Below are 14,578 nucleotides of genomic sequence, written 5' to 3' on the forward strand. Positions count from 1 at the left end.
TACCCCGGTTTTCGCCGGTGCTCAGATCACATACGGTCCAGCCGCGGCATGATGATCGCCGCGATCAGATACAGAATCAGTCCGCTGCCGCCCAGCAGTGTGAACAGCGCCCAGCCAAGCCGGACCCAGGTGGGGTCCCAGCCGAAATACTCGGCGACACCGGCGCACACACCGGCGATCATCCCGTTCTGGGGATCACGGTACAGCTTCTTATCCATATAAATCTCCTTTTAGTTGGCCACCTGCACAATGGCGTGTCGCAGAACCTTGCCGTTCAGCTCAAAGCCCGCCTGGAACACCTGAGCCACTACGTTTTCTCCAAGGCTCTCATCCTCAATGTGCATGACGGCGTCCATCAGCTCGGGGTCAAATTCCTTACCCTTGGCCTCGATCTCCTTGACCCCCTCCTTGGCAAGCAGCTCCTTGAACTGGTGGAAGATCATCTCCAATCCCTTTTTGTGGGGATCGTCCTCGCCGCCCTCGGCGGCTGCGGCCCGCTCCAGATTGTCATACACCGCCAGGAAGGTCTTGATGGTGTCGCCCTTGGCATCCTGATAGATGCCATCCTTTTCCTTGGTGGTGCGCTTGCGGTAGTTGTCATACTCGGCAGTGAGGCGGGTGAACTGATCCTTCACGGATTCCAGCTGCTTGGCAGCCAGCTCCATCTTTTCCACCTGCTCCCGGGTAAAGGTGATGCCCTTTTCCTTCTTTTCTTTCTTCTTGGCCTTCTTTTCCGGCTCCTGATTCTCCGGAGTCTTTTCCTGCTCCGTCTCCGCCGTTTCCGCGGTCACGGGAGTTTCCTCTAAAGGCTCTTTGGTTTCTTCGCTCATGTATCTGTATCCTCCTTCGGGGGTAGTTCTTGTTTTTCCTGCTTGCCGAACAGTCTGGTCAGCCCATCGGCAAAGCCCGTCAGCCGGGCGGCCACGGTGGCGTAATCCATCCGGGTAGGACCGACCACGCCGATCAACCCCCGCATATCATCGCCAATATCGTAACTGGCCACCACCACGCTGGTGTCCTTTAAGGCATCGTTCACATTTTCCGGGCCAATCAAAATTTTAATAGGCCCCTCGTCCGGCACCGGCAGCTTTTCCTTATCGTCCGCCAAAAAGCTCATCAATTCATGGGCTTTGTCGGCGTCCCGGAACTCCGGCAGCTTCAAGAGCTGATTGGTGCCCGCCATGATGAACTCCCGATGGTTGGATTCCTCCAGAACATCCACCGCGTAATTCACCGTCTGGCTTAGCAGCAAAAACAGCTGCGGGGTAATGCCCTGAGAAATGGCCATCAGCTTCTGGTTCATCTCCTTGATGGAGATCCCTGTGAAATGCCGGTTCAAAAGCTCCACCAATGCGGCCATCTGATCCCGGTCCACCTTCAGCTGCATCCGCAGCAGTTGGGATTTCACCCGGTTGTCGCCCATCATCATGACCACGATGCAGCTTTTCTCATCCACTGGCAGCAGATCAAAGCGGCTGGCGGTGATGCTGCCCTTTCCGGCAGTCGCCACATAGGCGGGGTAATTCACAAAGCTGCTGACGGCCCGGCCCGCCTGAGAAATCACTCGGTCCAACTCCTCCATTTTCATCTGGAGGGACTGGTTGATCTTTTCGGTCTCCGCTAAGGAGAGCCGCTGGCGCTCCATCAGCTCGTTGACGTACAGCCGGTAGCCCTTGGGGGACGGCACCCGTCCGGCGGAGGTATGGGGCTGTTCCAGATAACCAAGCTCCACCAGGTCGGAAAGCTCATTGCGGATGGTGGCAGAAGAAACGCTGCCGCCCATTTCCGCGGCAATGGCTTTGGAGCCTACCGGCTCGGCGGTACGGATGTAATCCTCAACCACCACTTTCAATATTTGCTTTTTCCGGTCGGTCAAGTCCACAAAAAGCACCTCAAATTTCATTTAGCACTCTTTCTCCATGAGTGCTAAACGCAGTTTACCACCCCTGCTATCTAAAGTCAATGGGGGCAGGTAAACAATTTGTGAACAAAGGGAAAGCAAATGATGAACTTCCCCCCTTTCCCGCCGGTTTTCATACGAAAAGTGCCCCGGCCGAAGCCGGGGCGCACGTATCACCGAAAAGAGGTTTTCCCTGTCACTCAATCAGCCGCGCTTTCACCAAAACCGGACGAAGGGTGGTGAACAGGGTATAGAGCAAAATTGCCTGGAAGGGCAGACAGATCAGGTTTTTGATGGCGCTGCCGCTGGCGGTGACGTACCACGCCTTGCCGCTGAGAATAGCCATCCAGAGTGCGCCCAAGGTCACATTCTGGATATTGGTCAGCAATTTCGCCCAAAAGACTCTACCAAACGTAATTTTCGACTTGTAGAAAAACAAAGAGTATACGAAAACACCCAGCATGGTGGTCAGGGTATAACCGGGAAAGAAAGGGTAGCCGCCGCCACCGGTGATGAAAAAGCTCAGCAGATCCTCCGCCACGGCAAACACAACGCCCAGTACAGGTCCGCAGACCCATGCGCACACCGCCCGGGCCAGGAAGCCCCAGGTGATTTTGGCACCGCCCCACAGGGGCACCGACGGAATGGCGGCCAGCGCCATGCACAAAGCGATGCACAGCGCCGCAAAGGTCAACTTCCGGACGTCTTTCAGCTCATTGGCGGCTGTGCGCCAATAGCCGACGGAAAAGGGGTGGGGATACATAAAAAATTCCTCCTTCTGTGGGCAGTTACGCCGCACAGAGGAGGCCGGGCAAGCACCGCCCGCCGGTTCCGGTATGCGGCAGCGGGATGCGAAGCACACACTGCGGAAATCTCCTTTCGTCCGGCGGACAACTCCCCGTTCCTCCGGCACTGTGGCCTGTTGGCCGACACGCGTGCTTCTACTCTGCCTCTATTTGGTAGTATTTTACTATGCCTTTCCCAAAAATGCAAGGCCATCTCCTTCCCGGCTTGGATTTTTCCGGAGATTTTTTCGAAAAGGCGCAAAATCCAGAGAAAAGCGGAACATCCGATCGGATGTTCCGCTTTTCTCTGGCACCCCGGACTGGAGTCGAACCAGCGGCCTAACGCTTAGGAGTATGGCGTACCATTTCGTAAATTGTTCATATCATATCTTCCCGTGTTGTTTCTTCGCAAATTGTGCTGCCTGGAGGCAGGTCAATTTGCACAAATTCCCCTGAAATATGCTGCCTTACAACTGCTTTTCAAATGTCGTATTAGCAAGGTATTAGCAGGAACCCCTTGTGACAGAGGGCTTCCAGGGGCCATTTCAAAATGCTATTAGCAGGGAGGATGATTTTATGAGCACCAACGAAAAAGGGACGCCCCAAAGCAGGACATACACCGTGAATGACATCGCAGCCATTCTCGGTATCGGCCGCGCTTCGGCCTATAAACTCGCCAACTCCGGATTGTTCAAGACGATCCGCATCGGCAACATGATCCGCATCTCCAGGAAGTCCTTTGAGGATTGGCTGAGGGCGGAGGGGCTGGACGAGGAATAGAATAAGAACAATGGCACCGCCACAGGCTATTAACCTGTGGCGGTTTGATATGTAACATTTTTCTTTAAATGGATTGCAAATAAACAGAAAAGTTTGAGTCACCAACGATTAACATACATCCTGGATTGCCTTGTGCCAGAGTATAGTCTGAAATAGATTTCAGAAGTATCAAATCATATTTACTTGGCTGCGTAGAGGCTGTCGGATGTGAGTGCCACTCTCCTATATAGGTTAAGTTTCCTATTGTTATTTCTTCTAATCGTTCTATTTGTTTCAACAATCCATTATGCCCACGAACATAGGCATTAGGGTATTCCTCACTGTCAGAGGGTGAATCTATTATATCAACAATATAGCAAATATTATGTTCATAGTCATATGCTCCAATTAAAACTCCACCGGTTTCATTGGGTAATTTATTCCTTCTCTGATCATACATCTGTGTAATTAAAGATGATGAAATTTTAATTTTCCATCCGTTGCAATTAATTTCCTGAAATATTTCACCGATTTTTTTGTATCGAGTGATAGAAAGATCATCATATACCCACATAGAAACAGTAGCATTGGGGGAAGAGAATATTTGTTTAATTGCTGAACTACAAAGCCCGGAAAAAATTGAAGCATTATCTTGTGGATACACAAGGCTTGCCCCTCGGCAAGTCGAAGAATATAGAACTTTGCGATCCGATTTTAAATGGTGCCACAACTTTTTTTCTCTGATAAGCAGGCGATAATATTGCATTTCCAATACATCTAATGTAATACTTCGATCTGCACTTTCCAAAAGCATAATTAATGCAGTTCCTGTAGGATTCATAAAGAAACTTACTGACCTTGTTTTACCGGCTAGTTCATGAGAAAGGTATCTTTCGGCAGCAACAGATGCAGTACAGTCTACCACGAGGGTTGCTTCACTAATCGAAGCCCGAATTTTTTCTTGCTCAGATTTACTAAAAATATCTGATGAAATAACTGCCTTAATAATATTATCTTTGCCGTCGAAAAGGAGGTTAGCATACTGTTGCATGGCTTGTGCCTTATTTTGACCAATGCTGTCTTGATTTAGGCAATGTCTTGCTAAATTATGTGGATAAAGCGCATCCGGATCAATATAGGTCCAGTTTCCATAGCCAGCGCGAATACAATTATTAGCAATTTGTGAACCCAGTGCGCCAAGGCCAATTTGAACAATATTATCGTTGTGTTCGGTAATCGTGCCTTCGTTAAGAAAAGTGGCAAACTGACTATTAAACTGATAGAACATCTCAAAAGGAATAATTGAAATATTCTTATAGTCTTCTGCGGGTTTAACTTTTTCTAATTTATTTTTCTTGCTTCTGTGGTATCCAAAGGCTTGATATAAAGACTGAAAAGTATCCGATACTTGAAATGCCTTGATGTAGTAACGTTCAGGCTCCTCGCCTTCAGATCTTGAAAGACCAATGCGAATAGCTAATAGTACTCCACTATTTCGTAACTCTGTTTCTTTTTCTTGAAATATAGTTTTATACAGCGAAGTTTGTTTGACTGCCCAGATTTCTGAAAAACGAGTTTCAAGTTCCTTTAGAATGTTTTCTTCAAATGCATCGTCTAACTCCCCTAGCGTTTGGGGCATCCTATTGATAATATTTTTCGTATAGTTCTTCTTTATGACCGCACTTAAAAGTATGTACACTCTGCCTTCGGTTATGTTTTCAAGAGCAATTTCTTTGTAAAGTATACTATTTAAAGTTTTAATTCTTTTAAGTCTAACAAACGGATACCCAGAATCCGATAGAATAAGGCCATCACATGTACCAGGGAAATAAGGCTCTAGTGGCTGATCTGCTTGATGAAGTTGTGCACGTGCCGTTTGCTCAAACCAATAGACAATTCTCCGAAGGAACATACTTGCATTAAATGTATATCTGATATCGTTAAATGGAACATCGAATAGACATAAGGTTTTTCGACCATCTGGCAGCACATTTAAATGAGGGACTATCGGAAAATCATCACGACAATATACAACAGGAAGGTCGTCGTCAACGGAAATAATATTAACACGTTCAATTGTCTTCACAAGATAAACTGGATATTGAGGAATTTCCATTGGACCAATATCTATAGTAATAACCTCAGCTCCGTCTATGTCTTGCACGCTAACTAATTTCCCTAACCCAGTTGCACTCAGATTTTTTAGGATATTTGTAGCAAAAGCAGTTTTACATGTGTAATCCACTTTTTCCTCCTATTGCTTCCCTGCTCGAGGGGCGGATTTCTTAAAGTAAACTTCTTGCATTCTATCTTGCTTCAAAGTAACACCAAAAGAGTCAATTACAAATTTAATAGGAGTCGGCTTTCCGCCACTAAACGGAATATGTTCCATAGTTGCTAGGAACTTTACATCCGGGCTAGTATACTTTTCGTATGCGCGCTTTGCGCACATATGAGGAGGAGATGTTTCCTCTGTAATCTTGAGACATGAGGCTACCATATGAGCATTTGTTGTGGCTTGCTCAAGAAGCCACTGAACATTATCTGTAGGTGTAATAATTCGAACAGCTTTTTCGCCTTTTTCATTTAATCCGGTATAGCTACAGTGGTGTGGAATATCATAAATATCCCACGCAAGAAAAGATTCGTTGCTATTAGCTTGAGAGATATCTACAATTTTATCTAAAACCTGATAGGGGGTGTCTCCGGTTATCAGCAAATTAGTCTCGCGCTCATTATTAAACAAGCGAACTTGCAAAACAAGCGACGGATCGTTTTTATCTTGTATATCTTCGCTATCATCGGAAAAGGGCGCGTGCACAAACACCTGCATTTCCTCGTTTAAAGAATCCGGTAGATTTATAACTTGGCCTGCATGTATGATTAAGTCGGACACATCATCATAATCAATCTCGTGATCGGTTAACCATTTTTCTAAGCTGTCTGGCTCAGCAAATACTTTGATTCCATATTTATTTTTCAAACGATGTCTTGCTTCCGCACGAATGATTTTGGCGTCAGATTGGTTTTCCAAATCCGTATCCAATAAGAATGCGGCAGAAACCCATAGTTCTTTGATTTTAGCTCTACTCTCTGATTGATATGCTTTTGCATGATCTAGGTAAAAAAACTCGCTAGCACCATGTGTATGATCATCGTGAGCATGAGAAAACATCACTACATCAAATTCTTTAATCGTAGACAGTTCTTTTTTAATATCATATCGTGTATCTGTTGTTGACCCGTCATACATTGCTGCATAGTCAAAAAGTAATTTGGCTCCATTTCCCAGCTCAAGCAAACATGTCTCAGCATTTCCAAGGGGATAAAAAGTAAGTGTTTGTGACATTCTTTGCTCCTTTCACATCTATGCGCCCGTTTTGTATTTTTAAATCACCCATTTGATGCGTTTTTAAATGATGAGTAAATCGACAATAGCATTATACCATCGTTTTCCAATTGCAGCAAGAAAGGTTTATCTCCATTACTATGTTCTAATGTATATAAGCTGTAAGCCATAGGTTATAAGCCTATGGCATTTTTTATGAATGATTTTGATTTTCATTCTGTTGCTCACTCTAATACCTTTATAGGTGACGCACTAAACTCAACAGAACTGTCCCGGAAGGGGGCAAAAATCTAATATTTTTTCTTTTACAATCAGTTGGAAGGCTACCGCCCATAGGTTTTCCCCTCCGGGGCATCCGGGCGGCATAGAGGCCGCTTTTTTCCCGAAAACGAACACTTTTTCAGGCCGCCGAAAGGAGGTGATACCATGGCGGTATTTCGTATTGAGAAAACCCGAGACTACACGGTGATGTCCAACCACCACCTGCGCAATGCGGGGCTGTCTCTGAAATCCAAGGGGCTGCTCTCCATGATGCTGTCCTTGCCGGAGGACTGGAACTACACCACTAGGGGCCTGGCCAAAATCTGCAAGGAGGGCACGGACAGCATCGGCTCCGCCCTGAAGGAGCTGGAGCGTGCCGGGTACATAGTCCGCAACCGCCTCCGGGACAGCAAGGGTAAAATCGTGGATGTGGAGTATGTCATCTACGAAACTCCCCATCCCCCGGACACGGGCCAGCCGTGTGAGGACGAGCCGGATACGGCTTGTCCAGATACGGAAAACCCGGATATGGATAACCCATGTCTGGAAAACCGGCCGCAATTAAATAAAGAGAAAAGAAATCCTGAAGAACAAAATACTGATTCATCAAGTACGGAAGGATCAAATCCTATCCAATCAAGCCCCCAAACCCCCGCAGGGGGCAGCCGGACCGGACGGGACTGGATGCGGGAGCGAGAGAGCTATCGGGAACTGATTTTGGAGAATATCGAGTATGACTATCTATGCCGGGATGACCGGCTGGACCGGGATATGCTGAACGAGCTGGTGGAGCTTATGGTGGATACCGTTTGTTCCCACAGGGAGACGATCCGCATTGCCGGGGACGACTATCCGGCGGAGGTGGTCAAATCCCGGTTCCTGAAGCTGAACAGTTCTCACATCGAGTATGTGTTGGACCGTATGCGGGAGAACACCACCTATGTCCGCAACATCAAGAAATATCTGCTGGCTGCCCTGTATAACGCCCCGGCCACCATCGACAGCTACTATGCGTCCCTGGTGAACCACGACCTGTACGGCAGCGGAGAAAGGAGGTAATCACTCATGCAGGAAGAAGTCACCCAGCGCACCGTTGCCCTCTGTGTGGAGGCCACCAAGCTCTCCGCCGGGATGCTGCAACAGGCCATGAAAAAAGTGCTGGACGAGATGCAGAAAGGCGTGACCGACCACAAGACCAAGCTGCACCACGGAAAACAGACCCTCCGGCAGCTTATGAAGCACAACACCGGCGTTTCCAATATCGAGATCACCGACCAGAACATCCGGGCCTTTTCCGCCACCGCCAAGAAGTACGGCATTGACTTCGCGCTGAAAAAGGACACCAGCGGAGAGATACCCCGCTATCTGGTGTTTTTCAAGGGCCGGGATGCCGACGTTATCACGGCGGCCTTCCGGGAGTTCTCCGCAAAGAACCTGGAGAAAGAGAAAAAGCCCTCCATCCGCAAGGAACTGGAGCAGGCAAAGCAGCAGTCCAAAGCCCAGCACCGCCAGCGGGAGAAGGTCAAGACCAAAGACCGGGGTGTGGAATTATGACGGTTGATTTGAAGAAGGTTCTCATCCTCAACCTTCCGTATCTGCTGTTCGTGTATCTCTTTGATAAGCTCTGCCAGGCGGTGCGCCTTGCGCCCGGTCTTGACGCCTCTGAAAAGTTCCTGCATTTGAGCCAGGGCTTTACGGAGGCGTTTTCTTCTGGCCTGCCCAGCCTGCATTCCCTGGACCTGTTGGCAGGTATTGCCGGGTCTGTCATTGTCCGGCTGGCGGTGTACGCCAAAGGGAAAAACGCCCGCAAATACCGCAAGGGCATCGAGTACGGCAGCGCCCGGTGGAGTGCATAATTTTAAGTGTAAATGACACATACATGGACGCACAGGAGGTTATGCACATGACTGATTATAGCAAAATTACAGCCCTTTACTCCCGCCTTTCCGTGGGCGACGAGGACAGGGACGGCGGCGAGAGCAACAGCATACAGAACCAAAAAATATTTTTGGAGAACTATGCCAGAGGGCAGCACCTAACCAATATCCGGCACTACATCGACGATGACGAAAGCGGCAGGTTTTTTGACCGTTCCGCCTACTCCCGCATGATGGACGATGTGGAAAACGGGAAAATCGGTGTCTGCATTATGAAAGACCTCACCCGCTGGGGGCGCGACTATCTCCAGGTCGGCAACGCGATGGAGATATTCAGACGGAACAATGTGCGCTTTATCGCGGTCAACAACGGCATTGACAGCGAGAAACCCGACACATTGGAGTTTGCGCCCTTTATCAATATCATGTCGGAGTGGTATGCAAAGGACATCAGCAAAAAAGTGAAAACGGGCATTAAGACCAAAGGCATGAGTGGAAAGCCGATTGTCACCGAAGCCCCTTACGGTTATGTCAAAGACCCGGACAACAAGGATTTTTGGATAATCGACGAGGAAGCCGCCGAGGTTGTCCGTTTGATTTTCCGTCTGTTTATCGGCGGGAAAAACCGCAACCAAATCGCCGTGCATCTGAAAAACGAGCAAATCCCTACCCCCACTTTCTATATGAAAGACCGGGGGCGGGGAACCTGTAAAAATAAGACGCTCAACGAGGATAACCGCTGCAAGTGGAACAAAGCCACCTTGACCAATATCCTCACACGGCAGGAGTATTGCGGCGATGTGGTCAACTTCAAGACTACAAAGCATTTCCGGGATAAACATAACCACTATGTAGACCGAAGCCAGTGGCACATCACAGAAAATGTGCATGAGCCGATTATCAGCCGCAGCGATTTTGAAACCGTACAGCGGATCTTGGAAAACGCACCCGTCAGACGCCCCAACGGGGACGGGGAAATCCACCCTCTGTCCGGCTTACTTTTCTGTAAGGACTGCGGCGCAAAAATGCACATTCGTATAGATTACCGGAACGGCGGCAAGCGGCACGTTGCTTTTTGCAGCGAGTACCACAAGGGAAAATCCAGAAATCCGAAATGCAATTCCCCGCACATCATGGACGCAGACTTGCTCATGCAGACCATCGCGGAAGTGCTGAAGAAAATCGAGGACTATTCTATCAGCAATCGGGCGGAGTTTGAAGCATTAGTGAAAAAGAACCTTGCCATGCAGCAGACCGACCAGACCAAGAAACAGCAGAAGCGTATTCCGCAAATCACGACGCGCCTTGAACAGATCGACAAGGTGCTGAATAAGCTCTATGAGGACAACGCCCTCGGCACGATCTCACAAGACCGCTATGAGCAGATGTCGCAGAAGTATTCGGAAGAATACTACGCGCTGAAAGCGGAGCTTGCCACGCTCCAAGAGCAGCTATCCGCTTATGAGAACGCGGGAGGACGGGCGCAGAAGTTTTTGAAGCTGACGGAACGCCATGCCGCCTTTACCGACCTTACCCCCGCCATTCTCAACGAGTTTATCAGCCGGATTGAAGTGCATGAGCGCGACCAGAAAAGGGCGAGATACGCAATCCAGCACATCAGCATATATTTCAATTACATCGGCAAGTTTGAGAATGAAGTGACACAGCTTGCAGAACCGACCGAGCAGGAAATCCGGCAAATGCGGGAGGAAATCGAAGAAGCCAAAAAGGAAAAGAGCCGCGCCTACCACCGCAACTATTCAAGGGAGTACCGGGCGCGAAACCTTGAAAAGCAGCGGGAGTATGACCGCATGAAAGCGCGGGAATACCGGGCAAGGAGAAAGGCACAGGCAGCTGCCGCACAGCCCGCACAGTAAAACAGAATAACCGTCAACCAAGAGGGATTTTCCGAACTACGGGAAATCCCTCTTTTGCGCCCGGAGAAAGGAGCCGCCTATGGCAGAACAGACCCCCGACAGCATCATTACGACCCAGAGGAACGGGCAGACCATTGTTGCGGAGTTGTTTTTCAATCATAGCAGCACAGAAACATTCCGCGACAAGCTGCTCAAACTGGTGCTTGCCGACAGCTCGCGTTTATCCGCGCCTGACGGTCAAGAGCCGGAAAAAACAGAAAATCCGCGATAACAGCCGCCCCGACGATACATTCCCTGTTCGGGCGGTTTCTATTTGAAAATCCTCATTTTCCCCAAGTCAAGAGCCGGGAAAAACACCCGAAAAATGCCCCTATTGCGTAACAGGGGCGCAGAAAGGAGAGCTTATGAGAACAGGGCTTACCAAGCAGGAAAAGACCACCGATATTTGGTTTGACGAGAAAGACCCGCTGATCCATATTCGCACCCACAACACCGACTTAAAGAAACGGCTTGCCGCCTACGCCGGGCAGCACCCCGACCAGTGCCGCCAGACCGACGCAGACCCCGAAACGGGCTGCATGGAGTTTGAAATCCGCAAGGGGCGTTTCTCTTTCCGTCTGACCGCTCCATACAGCGAGGAACGGCGGGAAGCTGCGCGGCGGTCTGCCAGAGAAAACAAGGCCACTGACAGGCTGAAATGAGGTGGATTTATTCATAACCATGTGCTATGATATTTATAGATAGTGAAACTTCCTTTCAATTTTTTCGTCTATACAAGTAACAGAGAAGAACAGGAGGCTTGTTCCATGAGAAAAAAGAGATTGATGATTGCAATAGCTTGTATCATTTTAGTAGGTATCGCGGTAATCGTATTTTTTTCACAACAGGGGAAAAAACCGTATAAGGATTTGGACGCAGCGCAGATTGTTTCCGCTAAAGTGTTATTAACACCGCCAGGCAAAACGATTGAGATTGAAAATATCCAAGAATTAGTTGAATATTTGAATGATGTTGTTGTCTATAATGAGGATAATTCTTACACAGAGTATGATGGACAAGGCGTTGTTTTTACCTTGACTATGGTAGACGGTACACAAACAGATATTATGGCGTATAACCCATTTATTGTCATTGACGGTATCGGTTATAAGACAAAATATGAGCCATGTGAAGCACTCAACAGCTATGCAAATGAATTACTAAACTCTGGGACTGCCAATATAATTTTGGAAGAACCGCCCACATTAAGCGTTGTGAGTGACGAAACCGCTATCGGTGCAGTATTAGGAACTTATTCGTGGCAAAAAACAAATATTGACGGAACTGCTGAAAGCACAATAGCTGATAGCCCACACCCGTTAGAGTGCAAGGATCTGTTGTCCCCACCATTTGAAACAACAGAAACAACAGCTACATTAAGATTTACAGAAGACCCAGATACAATTTTAAGTGTGCAGTGCTGGAGTGACGAACATTGGGGAGAGCCTGCTACAAACAGCGAAGATGTAACTATTGTTGGAAACGTACTCACTCTTAAACTGGGCGGATATATTTATGAAGTAACAGCTGAATGGAATACTGAAAATGGCTATGGCGGAACAGCAAGCTATTTTATATATTTGAAAACAGCAGACTAAAATTGAATAGCCACCCACAAGGGCAGCCGAGAAAATCGACTGTCCTTTTTCTATGCCGACAGGCAGAAAGGAGCGACCAACCATGACAAAGCCAAGAGAGAAAACCCGCGAGGAGCTGCAAGCCGAGATTGAGGATGGAAAGAAGAAAATCCGGCAGTTTGAAAATCGGGAAAAGATGTTGCGTCAGAAGTTATCCAAAGAGGAACGCAGAACGCGCAGCCACCGCCTTATCGTCCGGGGCGCAGTCTTTGAAAGCATTGTGCCGGAAGCAAAGACCATGACCGACGAGGAAGCTGCCGCGCTTCTCCGGCTTGCACTGACGAGTGAACCAGCACGGGAATATCTGAAAAAACGAGCCGAAAGCGGGAACGCCGAATAAATCCCTTAGGAACTAAGGGCGCACTTATACACCCTTGCGGGCGTGTGCGCTCTGCCGAGGGCTTATCTCCGCACAGGGAGAGTTCCCCGCGCTCCGATATGGCGGCTTTGCCGCAACAAGGGGCTGCACCCCTTGCGCCGCTTTGCGGCTATCCCTGCACACCCGCAAAAACAGTACACCCGCCGTTGGCGTCTGTACCATTTTTGCGGGTTTTATTATCCTATCCGGGAGGTGATACCCATAGCCATTTACCATTGGAACATCGGCATTGTGAGCCGAGGAAAAGGCAAATCAGCCATTGCCGCAGCCGCCTACCGAAGCGGTGAAAAGCTGACAAACGAATGGGACGGAATGACCCATGACTACACCCGCAAAGGCGGCGTTGTCCATACAGAGATCATGCTGCCGCCCCATGCCCCGCCCTCTTTCTCTGACCGCTCAACCTTGTGGAACAGCGTGGAGCTTTACGAGAAAGCCGGGAACGCCCAGCTTGCCAGAGAGATTGACGCGGCGCTCCCCATAGAATTATCCAGAGAGGAACAGATCCGGCTTGTCCGGGAATACTGTTCCTCTCAATTTGTTTCCAGAGGAATGTGCGTTGATTATGCCATTCACGACACCGACAGCGGCAACCCCCATTGTCATATTATGCTTACCATGCGCCCCCTTGACGAGCGCGGAGCATGGGCGGCGAAATCCAAAAAGGAATATGACCTTGACGAAAACGGCGAGCGTATCCGCTTGCCAAGCGGAAGATACAAAACCCACAAGGTTGACCTCACAGGCTGGAACAGCCAAGAGAATGCGCTTGTTTGGCGCAAGGCATGGGCTGATATTTCAAACGACTATCTTGAGCGTGCCGGAAGCCCGGAGCGTATCGACCACCGCAGTAACGCCGAGCGCGGCATTGACGAAATACCGACCGTCCATATGGGCGTGGCGGCTTGCCAGATGGAGAAGAAAGGTATCGCCACCGAGAAAGGCGAACTGAACCGCAGTATTCAAAAGGCAAACCGCCTTATCCGGGAAATCCGGGCGCAGATTGGGAAGCTCAAAGAGTGGATTGCCGACCTGTTCAAAGCGCGGGAAACCGCCCCGAAGCAGCCGCCGCAATCTCCCAACCTTGCAAATCTGTTGATGAAGTATTTGAGCGTTCAGAGAGAAAAGAGCCGGAAGTATTCGCAGCGATGGCAACAACAGCACACAGCCGATGAACTGAAAACCATAGCGGCAGCGGTCAACTATCTTTCCGAGCATGGTATCTCTAATCTTGATGAGCTGGACGCTTCTCTTTCCTCTGTCAGTGATAAAGCCTATTCCATCCGGGAGGGAATGAAAACCGCCGAGCAGCGCATGAAAGAACTGCAAAAACTCATGGAGTACGGCAGAAATTATCAAACCTACAAGCCCATACAGGACGAGTATCGGCAAATCCGCTGGAAAGGAAAACAAGAGAAGTTTGCGGAAGCCCGCCGCGCCGAGCTTACCCTATGGGACGCGGCAAACCGCTATCTCCATGCCCATTTGCCGGAGGGGGTGAAAACCCTGCCGATCTCCGCGTGGGAGAAAGAATATACCGACCTCAAAGCACAGCGGGAAGCGGAATATGACACGCTGAAAGATACCCGCGCCGAGGTTGCCGAGCTTCAGAAGATACGCAAGTGCGTGGATATTGCACTCCGCACCGGCCAGCCGGAGCAGACGCAGAGCCGCACCAAGCGGCATGATATAGACCGCTGAAAGGAGTTGAACTT

15 protein-coding genes, 1 pseudogene and 1 riboswitch are annotated in these 14,578 nt (G+C 49.1%); of the genes and pseudogenes, 10 read left to right on the forward strand and 6 right to left on the reverse strand.

Annotation, left to right across the window (positions count from 1 at the left end; genetic code table 11):
* Nucleotides 1-26: 26 nt before the first annotated feature.
* From H8Z83_RS08235 to H8Z83_RS08250, 4 genes are all read right to left on the reverse strand, one after another.
* Entirely contained in the window at nt 27-218 is a 192-nt protein-coding gene (locus tag H8Z83_RS08235) for a PspC domain-containing protein (RefSeq protein WP_187014601.1), read from the reverse strand.
* Nucleotides 219-230: 12 nt separating this feature from the next.
* Nucleotides 231-830 (reverse strand): nucleotide exchange factor GrpE, encoded by a 600-nt coding sequence (locus H8Z83_RS08240; protein ID WP_187014602.1) that lies wholly within the window; start codon nt 828-830, stop codon nt 231-233.
* Complete coding sequence (gene hrcA / locus H8Z83_RS08245) at nt 827-1,903, reverse strand: heat-inducible transcriptional repressor HrcA (protein ID WP_207732022.1); 1,077 nt, start codon at nt 1,901-1,903, stop codon at nt 827-829. Before hrcA ends, H8Z83_RS08240 begins: the two co-directional genes overlap by 4 nt.
* Nucleotides 1,904-2,096: 193 nt before the next feature.
* Nucleotides 2,097-2,663 carry a folate family ECF transporter S component gene (locus H8Z83_RS08250; RefSeq protein ID WP_187014603.1) on the reverse strand — a complete coding sequence of 189 codons (567 nt, stop codon included), beginning with the start codon at nt 2,661-2,663 and terminating at the stop codon, nt 2,097-2,099.
* Nucleotides 2,664-2,740: 77 nt separating this feature from the next.
* Nucleotides 2,741-2,851, reverse strand: a riboswitch (THF riboswitch).
* Nucleotides 2,852-3,261: 410 nt separating this feature from the next.
* Between H8Z83_RS08250 and H8Z83_RS08255 the strand changes: the two genes are divergently transcribed.
* Nucleotides 3,262-3,465, forward strand: a complete 204-nt coding sequence (locus tag H8Z83_RS08255) for a helix-turn-helix domain-containing protein (RefSeq protein ID WP_187014604.1) — start codon at nt 3,262-3,264, stop codon at nt 3,463-3,465.
* A gap of 64 nt (nt 3,466-3,529) precedes the next feature.
* Here the strand turns inward: H8Z83_RS08255 and cap2-3 are convergent, their stop codons facing one another.
* Both cap2-3 and mblB read right to left on the reverse strand, forming a co-directional pair.
* The gene (gene cap2-3, locus H8Z83_RS08260) at nt 3,530-5,689 is read right to left on the reverse strand and encodes an anti-phage 6A-MBL system cap2_3 protein (protein ID WP_187014605.1); all 2,160 of its coding nucleotides are present in this window, start codon (nt 5,687-5,689) and stop codon (nt 3,530-3,532) included.
* 9 nt (nt 5,690-5,698) lie between these two features.
* Entirely contained in the window at nt 5,699-6,793 is a 1,095-nt protein-coding gene (mblB, locus tag H8Z83_RS08265; protein WP_187014606.1) for an anti-phage 6A-MBL system MBL-fold protein, read from the reverse strand.
* A 426-nt stretch (nt 6,794-7,219) separates the two neighbouring features.
* Between mblB and H8Z83_RS08270 the strand changes: the two genes are divergently transcribed.
* From H8Z83_RS08270 to mobQ, 9 genes and pseudogenes are all read left to right on the forward strand, one after another.
* Nucleotides 7,220-8,113 carry a DUF6017 domain-containing protein gene (locus H8Z83_RS08270; RefSeq protein WP_187014607.1) on the forward strand — a complete coding sequence of 298 codons (894 nt, stop codon included), beginning with the start codon at nt 7,220-7,222 and terminating at the stop codon, nt 8,111-8,113.
* Between the two features lie 6 nt (nt 8,114-8,119).
* On the forward strand, nt 8,120-8,608 hold the full coding sequence (locus tag H8Z83_RS08275; protein ID WP_187014608.1) for a PcfB family protein: 489 nt from the start codon (nt 8,120-8,122) through the stop codon (nt 8,606-8,608).
* Nucleotides 8,605-8,901: pseudogene (locus H8Z83_RS08280) on the forward strand (conjugal transfer protein TraG); the annotation flags it as partial. The gene H8Z83_RS08275 and the pseudogene H8Z83_RS08280, both read left to right, overlap by 4 nt.
* A gap of 32 nt (nt 8,902-8,933) precedes the next feature.
* A complete protein-coding gene (locus H8Z83_RS08285) occupies nt 8,934-10,808 on the forward strand; it encodes a recombinase family protein (RefSeq protein ID WP_187014610.1) in 1,875 nt (624 codons plus the stop codon).
* 79 nt (nt 10,809-10,887) lie between these two features.
* Complete coding sequence (locus tag H8Z83_RS08290; RefSeq protein ID WP_187014611.1) at nt 10,888-11,079, forward strand: transposon-encoded TnpW family protein; 192 nt, start codon at nt 10,888-10,890, stop codon at nt 11,077-11,079.
* Nucleotides 11,080-11,212: 133 nt separating this feature from the next.
* Nucleotides 11,213-11,509 (forward strand): hypothetical protein, encoded by a 297-nt coding sequence (locus tag H8Z83_RS08295; protein ID WP_187014612.1) that lies wholly within the window; start codon nt 11,213-11,215, stop codon nt 11,507-11,509.
* A 105-nt stretch (nt 11,510-11,614) separates the two neighbouring features.
* Entirely contained in the window at nt 11,615-12,445 is an 831-nt protein-coding gene (locus H8Z83_RS19550; RefSeq protein WP_243184840.1) for a hypothetical protein, read from the forward strand.
* 82 nt (nt 12,446-12,527) lie between these two features.
* Complete coding sequence (locus tag H8Z83_RS08305; protein ID WP_187014613.1) at nt 12,528-12,824, forward strand: DUF3847 domain-containing protein; 297 nt, start codon at nt 12,528-12,530, stop codon at nt 12,822-12,824.
* A gap of 231 nt (nt 12,825-13,055) precedes the next feature.
* A complete protein-coding gene (mobQ, locus tag H8Z83_RS08310; RefSeq protein ID WP_187014624.1) occupies nt 13,056-14,564 on the forward strand; it encodes a MobQ family relaxase in 1,509 nt (502 codons plus the stop codon).
* Nucleotides 14,565-14,578: the final 14 nt, after the last annotated feature.

Source organism: Dysosmobacter segnis (assembly GCF_014297285.1).
In the GTDB taxonomy this organism is placed as follows: Bacteria; Bacillota; Clostridia; order Oscillospirales; family Oscillospiraceae; genus Oscillibacter; species Oscillibacter segnis.